At 71.7% G+C, this 15,964-nt stretch carries 18 protein-coding genes; 16 read left to right on the top strand and 2 right to left on the bottom strand.

The genetic code is table 11. The features are described 5' to 3' along the window. Window positions 1–131 precede the first annotated feature (131 nt). The 12 genes from ald to STRCI_RS09310 all read left to right on the top strand — a co-directional run bounded on the left by ald (window position 132) and on the right by STRCI_RS09310 (window position 11,747). The gene (ald, locus tag STRCI_RS09365) at window positions 132–1,256 is read left to right on the top strand and encodes an alanine dehydrogenase (protein WP_269658401.1); all 1,125 of its coding nucleotides are present in this window, start codon (window positions 132–134) and stop codon (window positions 1,254–1,256) included. Window positions 1,257–1,628: 372 nt separating this feature from the next. Then, window positions 1,629–2,807, top strand: a complete 1,179-nt coding sequence (locus tag STRCI_RS09360) for a ParA family protein (RefSeq protein WP_269658400.1) — start codon at window positions 1,629–1,631, stop codon at window positions 2,805–2,807. Further along, window positions 2,792–3,367, top strand: a complete 576-nt coding sequence (locus tag STRCI_RS09355) for a hypothetical protein (RefSeq protein ID WP_269658399.1) — start codon at window positions 2,792–2,794, stop codon at window positions 3,365–3,367. Before STRCI_RS09360 ends, STRCI_RS09355 begins: the two co-directional genes overlap by 16 nt. An 18-nt stretch (window positions 3,368–3,385) precedes the next feature. After that, window positions 3,386–4,417, top strand: coding sequence for a segregation and condensation protein A (locus STRCI_RS09350; protein ID WP_269658398.1), 1,032 nt, complete (start codon window positions 3,386–3,388; stop codon window positions 4,415–4,417). Next, window positions 4,414–5,058 carry an SMC-Scp complex subunit ScpB gene (gene scpB / locus STRCI_RS09345; protein ID WP_269658397.1) on the top strand — a complete coding sequence of 215 codons (645 nt, stop codon included), beginning with the start codon at window positions 4,414–4,416 and terminating at the stop codon, window positions 5,056–5,058. Before STRCI_RS09350 ends, scpB begins: the two co-directional genes overlap by 4 nt. After that, window positions 5,058–6,137, top strand: a complete 1,080-nt coding sequence (locus STRCI_RS09340) for a pseudouridine synthase (RefSeq protein WP_269658396.1) — start codon at window positions 5,058–5,060, stop codon at window positions 6,135–6,137. The genes scpB and STRCI_RS09340 overlap by 1 nt, the downstream gene beginning before the upstream one ends. Window positions 6,138–6,214: 77 nt before the next feature. Next, a complete protein-coding gene (locus tag STRCI_RS09335) occupies window positions 6,215–7,174 on the top strand; it encodes a sigma-70 family RNA polymerase sigma factor (protein WP_269658395.1) in 960 nt (319 codons plus the stop codon). After that, window positions 7,171–7,716, top strand: coding sequence for a TIGR03086 family metal-binding protein (locus STRCI_RS09330; protein ID WP_269658394.1), 546 nt, complete (start codon window positions 7,171–7,173; stop codon window positions 7,714–7,716). The genes STRCI_RS09335 and STRCI_RS09330 overlap by 4 nt, the downstream gene beginning before the upstream one ends. 51 nt (window positions 7,717–7,767) lie before the next feature. After that, a complete protein-coding gene (locus STRCI_RS09325; RefSeq protein ID WP_269658393.1) occupies window positions 7,768–9,195 on the top strand; it encodes an MFS transporter in 1,428 nt (475 codons plus the stop codon). A gap of 63 nt (window positions 9,196–9,258) precedes the next feature. Next, entirely contained in the window at window positions 9,259–9,975 is a 717-nt protein-coding gene (locus tag STRCI_RS09320; protein WP_269658392.1) for an NUDIX hydrolase, read from the top strand. After that, complete coding sequence (locus STRCI_RS09315; RefSeq protein WP_269658391.1) at window positions 9,972–10,991, top strand: ADP-ribosylglycohydrolase family protein; 1,020 nt, start codon at window positions 9,972–9,974, stop codon at window positions 10,989–10,991. Before STRCI_RS09320 ends, STRCI_RS09315 begins: the two co-directional genes overlap by 4 nt. A gap of 3 nt (window positions 10,992–10,994) precedes the next feature. Then, complete coding sequence (locus tag STRCI_RS09310; RefSeq protein ID WP_269658390.1) at window positions 10,995–11,747, top strand: nucleotidyltransferase domain-containing protein; 753 nt, start codon at window positions 10,995–10,997, stop codon at window positions 11,745–11,747. Here the strand turns inward: STRCI_RS09310 and STRCI_RS09305 are convergent. Together STRCI_RS09305 and STRCI_RS09300 are read right to left on the bottom strand one after the other, a co-directional pair. Then, window positions 11,673–12,416: a nucleotidyltransferase domain-containing protein gene (locus STRCI_RS09305; RefSeq protein ID WP_269658389.1), complete on the bottom strand. Its 744-nt coding sequence runs from the start codon at window positions 12,414–12,416 to the stop codon at window positions 11,673–11,675. The genes STRCI_RS09310 and STRCI_RS09305 overlap by 75 nt on opposite strands. Before the next feature lie 22 nt (window positions 12,417–12,438). Beyond that, window positions 12,439–12,882, bottom strand: a complete 444-nt coding sequence (locus STRCI_RS09300; protein ID WP_269658388.1) for a Rieske (2Fe-2S) protein — start codon at window positions 12,880–12,882, stop codon at window positions 12,439–12,441. A 183-nt stretch (window positions 12,883–13,065) separates the two neighbouring features. Here STRCI_RS09300 and aroH point away from each other — a divergent pair, with 183 nt between their 5' ends. The 4 genes from aroH to STRCI_RS09280 all read left to right on the top strand — a co-directional run bounded on the left by aroH (window position 13,066) and on the right by STRCI_RS09280 (window position 15,940). Continuing rightward, on the top strand, window positions 13,066–13,428 hold the full coding sequence (aroH, locus tag STRCI_RS09295) for a chorismate mutase (RefSeq protein ID WP_269658387.1): 363 nt from the start codon (window positions 13,066–13,068) through the stop codon (window positions 13,426–13,428). Further along, the gene (locus tag STRCI_RS09290; RefSeq protein ID WP_269658386.1) at window positions 13,425–14,510 is read left to right on the top strand and encodes a prephenate dehydrogenase; all 1,086 of its coding nucleotides are present in this window, start codon (window positions 13,425–13,427) and stop codon (window positions 14,508–14,510) included. The genes aroH and STRCI_RS09290 overlap by 4 nt, the downstream gene beginning before the upstream one ends. 99 nt (window positions 14,511–14,609) lie before the next feature. Continuing rightward, entirely contained in the window at window positions 14,610–15,296 is a 687-nt protein-coding gene (gene cmk, locus STRCI_RS09285) for a (d)CMP kinase (RefSeq protein ID WP_269658385.1), read from the top strand. Beyond that, window positions 15,293–15,940, top strand: coding sequence for a lysophospholipid acyltransferase family protein (locus tag STRCI_RS09280; protein WP_269658384.1), 648 nt, complete (start codon window positions 15,293–15,295; stop codon window positions 15,938–15,940). Before cmk ends, STRCI_RS09280 begins: the two co-directional genes overlap by 4 nt. The last annotated feature ends 24 nt before the right edge of the window (window positions 15,941–15,964 follow it).

Raw genomic sequence — 15,964 nt, 5'->3', positions numbered from 1 at the left:
AATGAAAGGCTAGACAGCAGGAACACCTTCATTAGACTGGCTCTGCCGCACCTTCTCCGCGGTGTCTCCCGGTGTGCCCGAGCATGCCTGGGTATGTCTAGTAATGCCCCACACTCTCTGAGCCAAGGACCGTGATCGACGTGAAGGTCGGCATCCCCCGCGAGGTCAAGAACAACGAGTTCCGGGTGGCCATCACCCCCGCCGGTGTGCACGAGCTGGTGCGCAACGGCCACCAGGTCGTCATCGAGCGCGGCGCCGGTCTCGGCTCCTCGATTCCGGACGAGGAGTACGTGGCGGCCGGCGGCCGGATCCTGGACACCGCCGACGAGGTGTGGGCCACCGCCGACCTGCTGCTGAAGGTCAAGGAGCCCATCGCCGAGGAGTACCACCGCCTCCGCAAGGACCAGACGCTCTTCACCTACCTGCACCTGGCCGCCTCCAAGGAGTGCACGGACGCCCTGATCGAGTCCGGCACCACCGCCATCGCCTACGAGACGGTCGAGCTGCCCTCCCGCGCCCTGCCGCTGCTCGCCCCGATGTCCGAGGTCGCGGGCCGGCTGGCCCCGCAGGTCGGCGCCTACCACCTGATGCGCTCGGCCGGCGGCCGCGGTGTGCTGCCCGGCGGTGTCCCCGGCACCCAGCCCGCGAAGGCCGTCGTCATCGGCGGCGGTGTCTCCGGCTGGAACGCCACCCAGATCGCCGTCGGCATGGGCTTCCACGTCACGCTGCTCGACCGGGACATCAACAAGCTGCGCGAGGCCGACAAGGTCTTCGGCACCAAGGTGCGGGCGATCATGTCCAACACCTTCGAGCTGGAGAAGGCCGTCCTCGACGCCGACCTCGTGATCGGCGCGGTGCTGATCCCGGGCGCCAAGGCCCCGAAGCTGGTCACCAACGAGCTCGTCTCGCGCATGAAGCCGGGAAGTGTCCTTGTCGACATCGCGATCGACCAGGGCGGCTGCTTCGAGGACTCGCGTCCCACCACGCACGCCGAGCCGACCTTCAAGGTCCACAACTCGGTCTTCTACTGCGTCGCCAACATGCCGGGCGCGGTGCCCAACACCTCCACCTACGCGCTCACCAACGCCACGCTGCCGTACATCGTCTCGCTGGCCAACAACGGCTGGGTGGAGGCGCTGCGCCGGGACGCCGCGCTCGCCAAGGGTCTCAACACCCATGACGGCAAGGTCGTTTACCGCGAGGTCGCCGAGGCGCACGGCCTGGAGCACGTGGAGCTGGAGACCCTGCTCGGCTGAGCCGGCCCACCTCGGCGAACGGCTAAGTCACCTTTTCGTAAAGGCGATACGTCAACACGAATCGTCAACGTCGCCCACCCGGCCGGACCTTGCCCGACAAGGTCCGGCCGGATGTGTGTATGGTCACTTTGCGACGCTCGGTCAACTCGCCTCGAACGTAACGCTTCGACCGATTCGCACACCGGTGAAACCTACCGTGCGACGGCCGTACGCCCTTGACAGAGGGATGTTTCATTGCCGACACATCCTGCCGGGTCCGGCGGATTGTGTTGCTGCGGACGCCCGACACGCCATAGAGTCGCCGACTGTCGGCATGGTGCCACGCTGACCTTGTCTAGAAGTTTCCTGGTCACCAAGGAGGTAAGACGACTTGTGAATGAGTCGACATTTTCTCCCGGGGGTGGTCAACCAGGAAGCCCTGCGCGGGGCCAGGCTCCCGCGGGGTTCGAGGCTGTCGGCTCCGTCGCGGTGCGCACCTTCGCAGCCCACCAGAGTCACCAGCAGACCGGCGTGACTCTGTCAGCACACCAGAGCATGGATGGCCATCACGTGAACGCCATGGCCGGCGACGGAAGTGGCGCGCCCCACAACCACTTCGCCGACTACGACGAACTGCCCGACGGGCACTTCTACGATCCCGATGCGGAGTACGAGCCGGACCCCGAGTACGCGGCCACGCTCGCGCCCGACGCCGCACGCCAGCGTCGCGAGCGCGTCGGCCCGACCGGACGCCCGCTGCCGTACTTCCCGATCCCGGGTCCCCTCACCGACCACGGACCGGCGAAGATCATCGCGATGTGCAACCAGAAGGGCGGCGTGGGCAAGACGACGTCGACCATCAACCTGGGTGCCGCGCTCGCGGAGTACGGACGCCGGGTCCTGCTCGTGGACTTCGACCCGCAGGGCGCGCTGTCGGTCGGACTCGGTGTCAACCCGATGGAGCTCGACCTCACGGTCTACAACCTGCTCATGGAGCGGGGCATGTCGGCCGACGAGGTCCTGCTGAAGACCGCGGTCCCGAACATGGACCTGCTGCCGAGCAATATCGACTTGTCGGCGGCGGAGGTCCAGCTGGTCTCCGAGGTCGCGCGCGAGTCGACGCTCCAGCGCGCCCTGAAGCCGCTGATGGCGGACTACGACTACATCGTGATCGACTGTCAGCCCTCGCTCGGCCTGCTCACGGTCAACGCCCTGACGGCCGCGCACAAGGTGATCGTGCCCCTGGAGTGCGAGTTCTTCGCCCTCCGCGGTGTCGCGCTGCTGACGGAGACCATCGAGAAGGTCCAGGAGCGGCTCAACCCGGATCTGGAGCTCGACGGGATCCTCGCCACGATGTACGACTCGCGCACCGTGCACAGCCGTGAGGTGCTCGCGCGGGTCGTCGAGGCGTTCGACGATCACGTCTACCACACGGTCATCGGGCGCACGGTCCGCTTCCCGGAGACCACGGTCGCCGGTGAGCCGATCACCACGTACGCCTCCAACTCCGTCGGTGCAGCCGCCTACCGCCAGCTCGCCAGGGAGGTGCTCGCCCGGTGTCACGCCGAGTGAGTCTGCCGGGGGCCGACGAACTGTTCCGTACGACAGGGGGGATGGCGCTCCAGGCGTCCACTCCCCGGCGAGGGGCCAACGGCGAGGCCCGGGTGCCGGCTCCCGCGGGAGAGAGCGACGGCGTCGCCGCGGAGGACGCGCCGCAGTCCGTGCCCGCACAGGGCGGGGACGGCGAGGGCCCGGAACATGTCGCGGCGGACGCGGAACCGGCGGAGTCCGGGGAGTCCCGCAGCCGCTCCGCCACGGCGGAGCGGTCCGGGCGGCGGCAGGGAGCGCAGGAAGGTTCTGGCGACGCCGCGGGCCCGGCGGCCCCGCGCAAGCGCGGACGGGCCGCCGCGCGGCGGCCCAGCGGGCGTGAGCGGCACGACGAGAAGATCACCGTGTACGTGTCCGCCGAGGAGCTGATGGACCTGGAGCACGCCCGTCTTGTGCTCCGTGGCGAGCACGGCCTCGCGGTCGACCGCGGGCGGATCGTCCGGGAGGCGGTGGCCGTGGTGCTCGCCGATCTGGAGAGCCGCGGGGACGCGAGCATCCTCGTACGACGGCTCCGCGGGCGGTAGCGGTAGCCTGCGGAGGCTATGACCTCGAACGATGCTCCCGCCTCCGGCGCCGGTGCCTCCGGCGGTCGGCGGCGCGCCCTCGGGAGGGGGCCGGGGGGCGTCGCGCCGGTCGAACCGGTGCCGGAGGCCGTGCTTCCTGAACCGGAGCCCGAGCCGGAGCCCGAGCCTGAGGTCGTCGAGCCCGAGCCCGAAGAGGCAGACGGCTCCGCCGACTCCGCCGACTCTGAGGAATCCGACGGCGGAGTCTTCAAGGTCCGCCTCTCCAACTTCGAGGGCCCCTTCGACCTGCTGCTCCAGCTGATCTCCAAGCACAAGCTGGACGTCACCGAGGTCGCGCTGTCCAAAGTGACCGACGAGTTCATGGCGTACATCCGGGCCATGGGTCCGGACTGGGACCTGGACGAGACGACCGAGTTCCTCGTGGTCGCCGCGACTCTGCTGGACCTCAAGGCGGCCCGGCTGCTGCCCGCCGCCGAGGTCGAGGACGAGGGCGACCTCGCCCTGCTCGAAGCGCGGGACCTGCTCTTCGCGCGGCTGCTCCAGTACCGCGCGTACAAACAGATCGCCGAGATCTTCAACCGGCGGCTGGAGGAGGAGGCCCGGCGCTACCCCCGTACCGTCGGCCTCGAACCGCACCACGCCGAGCTGCTGCCCGAGGTGGTCATCAGCATCGGGGCGGAAGGATTCGCCAGGCTCGCGGTCAAGGCGATGCAGCCCAAGCCCAAGCCGCAGGTCTACGTCGACCACATCCACGCCCCGCTGGTCAGCGTGCAGGAGCAGGCCGGGATCGTGGTGGCGCGGCTGAAGGAGCTGGGCGAGGCCAGCTTCCGCGCGCTCGTCGAGGACACCGACGACACGCTCACCGTCGTGGCCCGCTTCCTGGCCCTGCTGGAGCTGTACCGCGAGAAGGCCGTGGCCCTGGACCAGGAGACCGCCCTCGGCGAGCTGACCGTGCGCTGGACCGGCGGGGAGGGGGACACCGAGCCCGTGGTCACCGACGAGTTCGACCGCCCGCCCGAGCTGCCCAAGGACGAGGAGAAGAAGAAGTGAGCGAGGAGATCAGCGGTCTCGGCGCCGTCGCCGACCTCGATCTCAAGCCCGCCCTGGAGGCCGTCCTCATGGTCGTGGACGAGCCCGCGACCGAGGAGCATCTCGCCAAGATCCTCCAGCGGCCCCGGCGGCAGATCGCGGACGCGCTGCGCGCGCTGGCCGACGAGTACACCGTCCAGGGCCGCGGCTTCGAGCTGCGGCTGATCGCGGGCGGCTGGCGTTTCTACTCGCGGCCCGAGTACGCGCCGGCCGTCGAGGGCTTCGTGCTGGACGGCCAGCAGGCCCGGCTCACCCAGGCCGCGCTGGAGACCCTCGCGGTGGTGGCGTACCGGCAGCCGGTCAGCCGCAGCCGGGTCTCGGCGGTGCGCGGAGTCAACTGCGACGGTGTGATGCGCACCCTGCTCCAGCGCGGTCTGGTCGAGGAGGCGGGCACGGAACCCGAAACAGGTGCGATCCTGTACACGACGACGAACTACTTCCTGGAACGGATGGGCCTGCGCGGCCTGGACGAGCTCCCGGAGCTCGCGCCCTTCCTCCCCGAGGCGGAGGCGATCGAGGCCGAGACCCAGGAGGCCGTACCGTCGTTCGATCCGGACGCTCCGGATTCCGAGGACGCAGACGACAAGACGACGGAACTTTGATGCGAAGCAGCGGCAGCGGCAAGAGTGGCGGCACCGGCGGACGCGGTAACCACCGCGGGGCCGGCAACAACCGGGACCAGAAGCAGGGCGGCCAGGGCGGCCGGCCCCGCAAGCCCCGCCCCGAGGAGCGCCGCTACGACGTCGGCCCCGGCGCCTCCCCGGACGGCCCGAAGTCGGGTCGCGGCGGCGCGGCGCGCGGTGGCGCGAAGGGCGGCCCGAAGAAGCCCCAGCCGCAGCGCGGGCGGACGGCTCCGGCACAGTCCCGGGAGTTCGAGACGCGCGCCGAGGAGCGCAACCGCGAGCGGTACGCGGGCAAGAAGGACATCAAGCTGCCCAAGACCTTCCCGGGCGCCGAGCAGGAGGGCGAGCGGCTCCAGAAGGTCCTCGCGCGCGCGGGCTACGGCTCCCGGCGGGCCTGCGAGGAGCTGATCGAGCAGGCGCGGGTCGAGGTCAACGGCGAGATCGTGCTGGAGCAGGGCAAGCGGGTCGACCCGGAGAAGGACGAGGTCAGGGTCGACGGCCTGACCGTGGCGACGCAGTCGTACCAGTTCTTCTCGCTGAACAAGCCCGCCGGTGTCGTCTCCACCATGGAGGACCCCGAGGGTCGTCAGTGCCTCGGTGACTACGTCACCAACCGGGAGACGCGGCTCTTCCACGTCGGCCGTCTCGACACCGAGACCGAGGGCGTCATCCTGCTCACCAACCACGGCGAGCTGGCGCACCGGCTGGCGCACCCCAAGTACGGCGTGAAGAAGACCTACCTCGCGGCCATCGTCGGCCCGATCCCGCGCGACCTGGGCAAGCAGCTCAAGGACGGCATCCAGCTGGAGGACGGCTACGCGCGTGCGGACCACTTCCGGGTGGTCGAGCAGATCGGCAAGAACTACCTCGTCGAGGTGACCCTGCACGAGGGCCGCAAGCACATCGTGCGCCGGATGCTGGCCGAGGCCGGCTTCCCGGTCGAGAAGCTGGTGCGCACCTCCTTCGGGCCGATCACCCTGGGCGACCAGAAGTCGGGCTGGCTGCGCCGTCTGTCGAACACCGAGGTCGGCATGCTGATGAAGGAAGTCGACCTGTAGGTCGCGTTCGCGGGCGGTCACCGATGCCTTTTCGTCCTCTCGCCGGTCTGTACTCATGACCGGCGAGAGGAAGGGCCATGGTGGCGACGACGGACCGCGACGAGTTCGTACGGCTGACCGACCCGTACCGGCGCGAGCTGCTCGCGCACTGCTACCGCATGCTGGGCTCGGCCGACGAGGCCGAGGACCTGGTGCAGGAGACCTATCTGCGGGCCTGGCGGTCCTACGACGGCTACGAGGGCCGCGCGTCCCTGCGGACCTGGCTGCACAGGATCGCCACCAACACGTGTCTGACGGCGCTGGAGGGCCGCGCGCGCCGTCCGCTGCCCACGGGGCTCGGCGAGCCCTCCCAGACGCCTGAGGAGCCGCTGAGGGCCCCCGCGACGGACGTTCCCTGGCTCCAGCCGCTGCCCGACGCGCTGCTCGACCCGGCGTGGGTCGTGGCCGCCCGGGGAAGCCTGCGGCTCGCGCTCGTCGCCGCGCTCCAGCATCTGCCCGCGCGGCAGCGGGCGGTGCTCATCCTGCGGGACGTGCTCGCCTGGCGGGCGCCCGAGGTCGCCGCCGTGCTCGGGACCTCCACTGCTGCCGTCAAGAGCAGCCTGCAACGCGCGCGTGCCCGGCTGGCGGAGCTGGCCCCCGAGGAGGACCTCGTGACCGAGCCCTCGGGCGCCGCCGACCGGGAGGTCCTCGACCGGTACGTGGCCGCCTTCGAGAACGCCGACATGGACGCCCTGCTCACCCTCCTGCGGGACGGCGTCGAGCTGGAGATGCCGCCCCACCTGGAGTGGTTCCGGGGCGCCAAGGAGGTGCACCGCTTCCTGGTGGCGCGCCGTCACGAGACGGGCACCCTGCGGATGCTGCCCACGCGTGCGAACGGACAGCCCGCGGTGGCGATGTACGTCCGCGGGACGGACGGCGTGCTGCGCCCGCACTCCCTCCAGGTGCTCACCGTCGAGGACGGTGCCCTCGCCCGCATCACCGCCTTCCTGGACACCGACGTGTTCGGCCGGTTCGGGCTGCCCGGGGAGCTCGTATGAACCCCGGGGAGCTGCTGGAGCGTTCGCTGGCCTACGCCCTGGGCAGCGTCGCGGAGGTCCGGGCGGAGACCCTCACGCGGGGCACGCCGTGCGCCGAGTGGGACCTCGCGGAGCTGCTGGGGCATCTGGACGACTCCGTGGACGCGCTGTACGAGGGGCTGACCGGCGGGCGGATCGGCCTGGTGCCGCGGGACGACCGCGCCTGCCGCTTCCGTACGCGCGCGTGCGCGGTGCTGGGCGCCTGGGCCGCGGGGCCGCCGGACCGGGTGCTGGTGGGTGAACGGCCGCTGGAGGTACGGGTGCTGGCGGCGGTCGGCGCCGTCGAGATCGCCGTGCACGGCTGGGACGTGGCCCAGGCGAGCGGGCGGCCCCGGCCGATCCCGGAGGCCCTCGCGGCCGAGCTGCTGCCGGTCGTGCGGTGCGTGGTGGCGGGGGAGGACCGGGGGGTGCGGTTCGCGGCGCCGGTCGCCGTGCCCGAGGGAGCGGGGCCGCAGGCCCGGCTGCTGGGCTTCCTGGGGCGGCGCGATTCCTTTCCGGGGTGAGCCCGGTCTGCCTTCCGTGAGTGACCTCAACAGCTCACGGAAGGCACGGACATGACCGAGACCCTCAAGGCCCCCCTCAGCACCTCGCGCCCCGACCGGGCGTCACCACCGCGCGCGTGGACGGTGATTCTGGCCGGACTCGGCGCGCTGCTGTGCTCCCTGGACGTCGTGGTCGTCGCCACCGCGCTGCCCGCGCTGCGCGCCGACTTCGGGGCGAGCCTGTCCGAGCTGGAATGGACGATCAACGCCTACAACCTGGCCTTCGCCTGTCTCACCCTGACCGGCGCCGCGCTCGGCGACCGCTTCGGACGGCGACGCATGTACGTCGTCGGGCTCGCCGTGTTCACGCTCGCCTCCGCCGCCGCTGCCCTCGCCGGCGGCACCGGCCAGCTCATCGGGGCGCGTCTGGTGCAGGGCGCCGGGGCCGCCGTACTGCTGCCGCTCACCCTGACCCTGATCAGCGAGGCGTTCCCGGCCGAGAAGCGGGGCGTGGCGATCGGGGTGTGGGGCGGGGTGACCGGCCTCGGGGTGGCGGCCGGGCCGGTGCTGGGCGGGGCCGTGACCGAGGGCCTGTCCTGGCAGTGGATCTTCTGGCTGAACGTCCCGATCGGGCTGGTGATGATTCCCCTCGCGGCCAGGAAACTGCACGAGAGCCACGGCACCCGGCCCCAGCTCGACATCGTCGGCCTGGTGCTGGCGGCCGTCGGGCTGACCGGTCTTGCCTGGGCGCCGGTGCGGGCGCCGGAGGCGGGCTGGGGGAGCGCCGAGGCGCTGGCCGCGCTGGCGGCCGGGATCGTGTTCGTGGCCGCGTTCCTGGAGTGGGAGCGCCGGGGCGCCCGGTATCCGATGCTGCCGCTCGGCCACTTCCGCAACCGGGGCTTCTCCACCGCCAACGCGGCCGCCTTCCTGCTCTTCGCCTCGCTGCTCGGCGCGCTCTTCATGATCACGCAGCTGTTCCAGTTCGGGCTCGGCTACTCGCCCCTGGAGGCGGGCGTACGGATCCTCGTCTGGAACGCCATGCCCCTGCTGGTCGCGCCGGTCGCCGGCGCGCTCGCGGACCGGTACGGCACCCGGCCCTTCATGCTCGCGGGCCTGGCCCTCATGGGCCTCGGCCTCGGCCTGCTGGCCTGGCAGGTCGAACCCGGTGTCGGCTACGGCAGCCTCGTCGTCCCGCTGATCGTCGCGGGCGTCGGCATCTCGCTCACCTTCCCGAGCGTCGCCAACGCCGTCACCTCCTCGGTGCCGCTGACCGAGGCGGGCGTCGCGGCCGGCGTCAACAACGCCCTGCGGGAACTCGGCGGGGTCTTCGGCGTCGCCACCGTCGCGGCGGTCTTCACGACGTACGGCGGCTACGGCTCACCGGCCGCCTTCCTGGACGGGGCCGCGCCCGCGCTGTGGGTGTCGGCGGGGATCGCGGCGGCCGGGGCCGCGGTGTCGCTGTTCGCACCCTCGCGGCGGCCGGCGGAGCTCGATTCCTAGGCGGGGCTTGCCAGTTCGCATCCACCTGCTTTATGGTCGTACTGACTATTAAAGGAGGTGGGTGTGGAGTACGACAAGCACGCCTACGAACCCTTCGCCGTCACCGTCGACCTCGCCGTCCTCACGCTCCGTTCCGGCGCCCTGCACGTGCTGCTCGTCGAGCGCGGACAGGAGCCCTACGCCGGGCGCTGGGCGCTGCCCGGTGGCTTCGTGCAGCCCGACGAGTCCGCGGAGACGGCGGCCCGGCGTGAACTTGCCGAGGAGACCGGCCTGTCGGATGTCTCCGGGCTCCATCTGGAACAGCTGCGGACCTACAGCGAGCCCGGCCGCGACCCCCGGATGCGGGTCGTCTCGGTCGCCTTCGCCGCCCTCCTGCCCGACGCGCCCGACGTGCACGGCGGCAGCGACGCGGCGGACGCCCGCTGGGTGCCGTACGACGGAGCCGGGCCCCTCGCCTTCGATCACGACCGGATCCTGGCCGACGCCCATGAACGCGTCGGCGCCAAGCTGGAGTACAGCTGCCTCGCCACCGCGTTCTGCCCGCCCGAGTTCACCCTCGGCGAGCTGCAACAGGTCTACGAGGCCGTGTGGGGCACGCCCCTCGACCGGCCCAACTTCCGCCGCAAGGTGCTCGCCACGCCCGGCTTCGTCGAGGCCGTCCCCGGTGCCTCCCGGCTCACCGGCGGCCGCGGCAAGCCCGCCGCGCTGTACCGCGCGGGCACCGCCACCGCCCTCCATCCACCGCTGCTCCGGCCGACCCCGGAAGGACCCTCCGCATGACCGCCCTCGTGAAGAAGCGCGCCGCCACCGGTGCCCTGATCGGCCTCGCCCTCGGGGACGCGATGGGGTTCCCCACCGAGTTCAACGACGTGCCGTCGATCCTGGCCATGTTCGGGCCGTGGCGGGAGCTGGACCTGCCGAAGCGGGCGATCGTCAGCGACGACACCCAGATGACGCTGGCGCTGGGCAAGGGGCTGCGCACGGCCATGGACCGGGGCGTGCTCGCGCCCAAGCGGCTGGAGCGGCCGGTCCGGGAGGAGTTCGTGAACTGGTACCAGTCGCCCGAGAACAACCGGGCGCCGGGCCGGACCTGCCTTGTCGCCTGCAACCTCCTGAAGACCGAGGGCCGCCCCTGGCAGGAGGCCGGCCAGATCGACTCCAAGGGCTGCGGCGCCAACATGCGCGTCGCGCCCATCGGCCTCGCCCCCGGACTGAGCGACGAACAACGCGCGGGCGCCGCCCAGTTGCAGTCCGCGCTCACCCACGGCCACCCCACCGCGCTCGCCGCCTCCGACCTCACCGCCCACGCCGTACGGCTGCTCGCCCAGGGCGCCGAGCCGACCGGACTCGTCGGACTGCTGCGGTCGTACGCCTACGACAACCGCACCCGCTACCACCACACCTGGCTCGGCGACCTGTGGGCCCGCAGCCACGACCCGAGCCCCGAGCACTTCATCGCGCGCGGCTGGGACGAGTGCCTGGGCGTCCTGGAGCGGCTCCAGGAGGCCGTGCGGGAGGGCTCGGTCGAGACCGATCCGTGCCTGGCCACCGGAGAGGGCTGGATCGCCGAGGAGGCCATGGCCACCGGACTGCTGTGCTTCCTGCTCCTCGTCGACGAACCGGTCACGGCGCTGCGCCGGGCCGCCTGCACCTCAGGCGACTCCGACTCCATCGCGTGCCTCACGGGCGCCTTCGCGGGGGCGTACCTCGGCGCCGATGCATGGCCCAGGGAGTGGGCGGACCGGATCGAGTACCGGGGCGACCTGCTCACCCTCGGCGCCCTCTGGGACGCTTAGCGGATGATCGACGCCCTGGACATCGACCTCGCGCCCGTCGTCGCCGAACAGCCCGACCCGGTGCTCTTCGCGACCGTCTCGGGCGCCCATCTGTACGGCTTCCCGTCCCGGGACTCCGACGTGGACCTGCGGGGCGTGCACCTGCTGCCCGCCGCCGACCTGCTCGGGCTGCGTGAGCCCGCCGAGACCCGGTCCCGGATGTGGGACCGGGACGGCGCGGAGATGGACCTGGTCACCCATGACCTGCGCAAGTTCGTCCGGCTGATGCTCCGCCGCAACGGCTACGTCCTGGAGCAGCTGCTCTCCCCGCTCGTCGTGCACACCACCGACGCGCACCGCGAGCTGGCCGCGCTCGCCCCCGGCGTCCTCACCGGCCACCACGCGCATCACTACCGGGGCTTCGCCAACACCCAGTGGCGGCTCTTCACCAAGACCAGGGAGCTCAAGCCGCTGCTCTACACCTTCCGGGTGCTGCTCACCGGCATCCATCTGATGCGCGGCGGCGAGGTGCAGGCCCATCTGCCGACCCTCCTCGGGGAGGTCACCGAGGCACCGGGCTACCTGCCGGAGCTGATCGCGGCCAAGACGGAACGGGAGCACGGGGCGGCCGAGGTCGACCACGCGCGCGTGGAGGGTGATGTGGAGCGGCTGCACGCCCTGCTGGACGAGGCCCAGGCCGCGTCAGCCCTGCCCGACGCCCCTACCGTCTACGACGCGCTGCACGACCTCGTCGTACGGGTCCGGCTGGAGGGCTGAGGCACGGCGGACGCGCACGAGGAAGTCCTCCACGCGCCGCCGGTCCGGCTCGGCGGGCAGCGGGCTCCGCTCGGCGGCCCGCTCGGTCTCCTCCGCCAGAGCGGTCATCCACGACTCGACCCGCGGCCACGGGACCTCGCCGCGCTTCACGCTCAGCAGCGGCTCGCGCTGATCACCGACGTCGATGGTCAGCTCGCCGGTGCGCAGCAGATCGCGGACGCTCATCAGCAGCCGCAGCAGATGCATGGCGTGCTTCCAGCGCGGGGCGCCGTGGTTGCGGACGTCCGCTTCGAGCTTCTTGCGCTGCCCGACGGCATAGCGCGCGAACGTGTCGTGGGTCTGCCGGGACAGGAAGGCGCCGCGCAGCTCGATCAGCTCGCGGCCGGTGTCGTCGACGTACTCCACGAGCGGGGAGTGCAGACACTCCAGGATGTTGGGGTTCGCACGCAGCGCCAGCTCGCAGAAGCGCTCCAGCTCCCAGCTGAACTGCTCCTCGGCCGGGCCCTCGATGTGCGTGGGCGGCTTGTCGAAGCGCCAGAACAGGGGAGTGGGGGCGAGGAAGACGCCCCGGCGGTCGGTGTCGCTGCCGTCCGTGGCCAGACCGAAGGCACGCGAACCCATGACACAGGCGTAGACGGTGTGGTCGCGGACCAGGATCTCGGGGCGCATGATCCGGAGCGTACGGGGCTCCTCACACCAGGCGGATCGAATTTCCCTCCACCGCGATCTCTTCCGCGGGCAGCGGCCTGGTCGCCGGCGGGTTCTCCACCGCGCCGTCCGTGATGCTGAACTTGCTGCCGTGGCAGGTGCAGTTGATCGTGCCGCCCTCGACGTTCGCGACGATGCACTGCTGGTGGGTGCAGATCGCCGAGAAGGCCTTGAACTCGCCTTCCTCCGGCTGGGTCACCACGACCTTCTCGTCCTTGAAGATCTTGCCGCCGCCGACCGGGATGTCGTCCGTCGTGGTCAGCTCCTGGCCGGCCGCGTCGGGGGACTCACCGGTCCCGGGGGTCTCCGTGATCTCGGCGGTCTGCTCGGTGGATCCGCCGTCGTCGCCTGAGTCGCCACAACCCGCGACGAGTGCCGCCGCTCCGGTGGCGAGAAGGATGGTGCGCCGCTTCGGCCGGGAGGTCATGTCGTCATCTTGACACTGAAAGCACCGAAGACGAAGCAACTCTGGAGGCACCGGAACAAATCGGGTTGTTCGGACGTCTCAACGGGCGGGCGTCGCGTACCCGTCCGGCGGGCGCTGACTAGGCTGGATGCGCACAGAACCGATCCGTGCAGTCGATCCGTACAGCAGCAAGGGAGCCAAGCCGTGGCGGTACGAGCGGTCCGGGGCGCCGTCCAACTCGACGTGGACGAGGCCGGCCACATGGACGAGCGGGTCGGGGCCCTGCTCACCGCCGTCCTCGAGCGCAACGGCCTGACCACCGACGACCTGATCAGCATCTGGTTCACGGCCACGCCCGATCTGCACAGCGACTTCCCGGCCGCCGCGGCCCGCAAGCTCGGCATCGTGGACGTGCCCCTGATCTGCGCGCAGGAACTGGACATCGAGGGTGCCATGCCCCGGGTGGTCCGGGTGCTCGCGCACATCGAGTCCGAGCTGCCCCGGGCCGAGGTCGCGCATGTCTACCTCGGTGCCGCGGCCGCCCTGCGCAAGGACATCGCCCAGTGAGAACCGCACTCGTCATCGGCACCGGCCTGATCGGTACCTCCGCCGCGCTCGCCCTGGTGAGCCGGGGCGTCGTCGTCCACCTCGCCGACCACGACCCGGAGCAGGCCCGCACCGCGGCCGCGCTCGGAGCAGGGACGGACGAGGCGCCCGAGGGGCCCGTGGACCTCGCGATCGTCGCCGCGCCGCCCGCCCATGTGGCCGGGGTGCTCGCCGACGCCATGCGGCGCGGTGCGGCGCGCGGCTACCTGGACGTGGCCAGCGTCAAGGGCGGGCCGCGGCGCGAGCTCCAGGCGCTGGGCCTCGATCTGTCGGCCTACCTCGGCACCCATCCGATGTCGGGCCGGGAGAAGTCCGGACCGCTGGCCGCGAGCGCCGACCTCTTCGAGGGCCGCCCCTGGGTGCTCACGCCCACCCGGGACACCGACACCGAGGTCCTGAACCTTGCCCTGGAGCTGGTCTCGCACTGCCGGGCCGTTCCGGTCGTCATGGACGCGGACGCCCACGACCGGGCCGTGGCGCTCGTCTCCCACATGCCGCATCTGGTCTCCAGCATGGTCGCCGCCCGCCTGGAGCACGCGGAGGAGGCGGCCGTACGGCTGTGCGGGCAGGGGATCCGGGATGTGACCCGGATCGCCGCGTCCGACCCCCGGATGTGGATCGACATCCTCTCCGCCAACCCGGGACCGGTCGCCGACCTCCTCGCGGACGTCTCCGCTGACCTCGACGAGACGGTGCAGGCGCTGCGGGCCCTGCAGTCCTCGGACGAGTCGAAGCGCCGCGCGGGCTCGGCCGGGATCGAGGACGTGCTGCGGCGCGGCAACGCGGGACAGGTCCGGGTCCCCGGCAAGCACGGCTCCGCGCCGAGGCTCTACGAGACGGTCGCGGTCCTGATCGACGACCAGCCCGGACAGCTGGCCCGTATCTTCGCCGACGCCGGCCGGGCCGGGGTCAACATCGAGGACGTCCGCATCGAGCACGCGACCGGGCAGCAGGCCGGTCTGGTGCAGCTGATGGTCGAGCCGAACGCGGTGCCGATGCTGACGGCGGCGCTGCGGGAGCGGGGCTGGGCGATCCGCCAGTGACGCGCGCGTCCGGACGAGTGATGCGCACCCAGTAACCTTGTGCGGGGCGCGATCGCGCCCCGCACACCCCTCCGAAGCGCACCAGGAAGGTGTCCCCCCGTGGAAAACGGCGCCGCCCAGCCCGTGATTGTCGCCATCGACGGCCCCTCCGGCACGGGCAAGTCGAGCACGTCGAAGGCCGTCGCGGCGCAGCTCGGCCTGAGCTACCTCGACACCGGCGCCCAGTACCGGGCGATCACCTGGTGGATGGTGACCAACGGCATCGACATAGACGACCCGCACGCCATCGCCGCCGCGGCCGGCAAGCCGGACATCGTCTCCGGCACCGACCCGGCGAACCCCACCATCGTCGTCGACGGCACCGACGTCGCCGCCCCGATCCGCACCCAGGAGGTCACCTCCCAGGTCAGCGCGGTCAGCGCGGTGCCCGAGGTGCGGGCCCGGATCACCGAGCTGCAGCGCTCCATCGCGTCCGGCGCCGAGGGCGGCATCGTCGTCGAGGGCCGGGACATCGGCACGACCGTGCTGCCCGACGCCGATCTGAAGATCTTCCTCACCGCCTCCCCGGAGGCCCGTGCCGCCCGCCGCAGCGGTGAGCTGAAGGGCGCCGACGTCCACGCCACCCGCGAGGCCCTGATCAAGCGGGATGCCGCCGACTCCTCCCGGAAGACCTCGCCGCTGGCCAAGGCCGGGGACGCGGTCGAGGTGGACACCACCGAGCTCACCCTCACGCAGGTCATCGAGTGCGTCGTGACGCTCGTCGAGGAGAAGCGGGCCGGGAAGTGACCGAGCTGCCTTCGGCGCGGGGTGCCGAGGTCGGGCGGCGCATCGGCGTCGGCCTGATGTACGGGCTGTTCAAGCCGCGGGTGCTGGGCGCCTGGCGGGTGCCCGCGAGCGGTCCGGCGATCCTCGCCGTCAACCACTCCCACAACATCGACGGCCCCATGGTCATGGGCGTCGCGCCCCGGCCCACGCACTTCCTGATCAAGAAGGAGGCGTTCGTCGGGCCGCTCGACCCCTTCCTGACCCGCATCGGCCAGCTGAAGGTGGACCGCACGACCACCGACCGCACCGCGATCACCCGGGCGCTCGGCGTCCTGGAGAGCGGTGGCGTCCTCGGGATATTCCCCGAGGGCACGCGTGGCGAGGGCGACTTCGCCTCCCTGCGCGCCGGGCTCGCCTACTTCGCGGTGCGCAGCGGCGCGCCGATTGTGCCGGTCGCCGTGCTGGGAAGCACCGAGCGGCCCAGCCGGTTGACGAAGGGGCTGCCCGCGCTGCGCTCCCGCGTCGACGTCGTCTTCGGCGACCCGTTCGACGCGGGCGACGGCAGCGCCCGGCGCACCCGCCGGGCGCTGGACGAGGCGACCGAGCGCATCCAGAAGCAGCTGACCGAGCACCTGGAAAACGCCAGGCGGCTCACCGGCCGCTAGGCGACACTTGAGTAGTGGATCACC

Origin of the sequence: Streptomyces cinnabarinus (genome assembly GCF_027270315.1) — a bacterium.
GTDB classification, from domain to species: Bacteria; Actinomycetota; Actinomycetes; order Streptomycetales; family Streptomycetaceae; genus Streptomyces; species Streptomyces cinnabarinus.
This window is presented reverse-complemented; position numbering and strand designations above follow the sequence as displayed.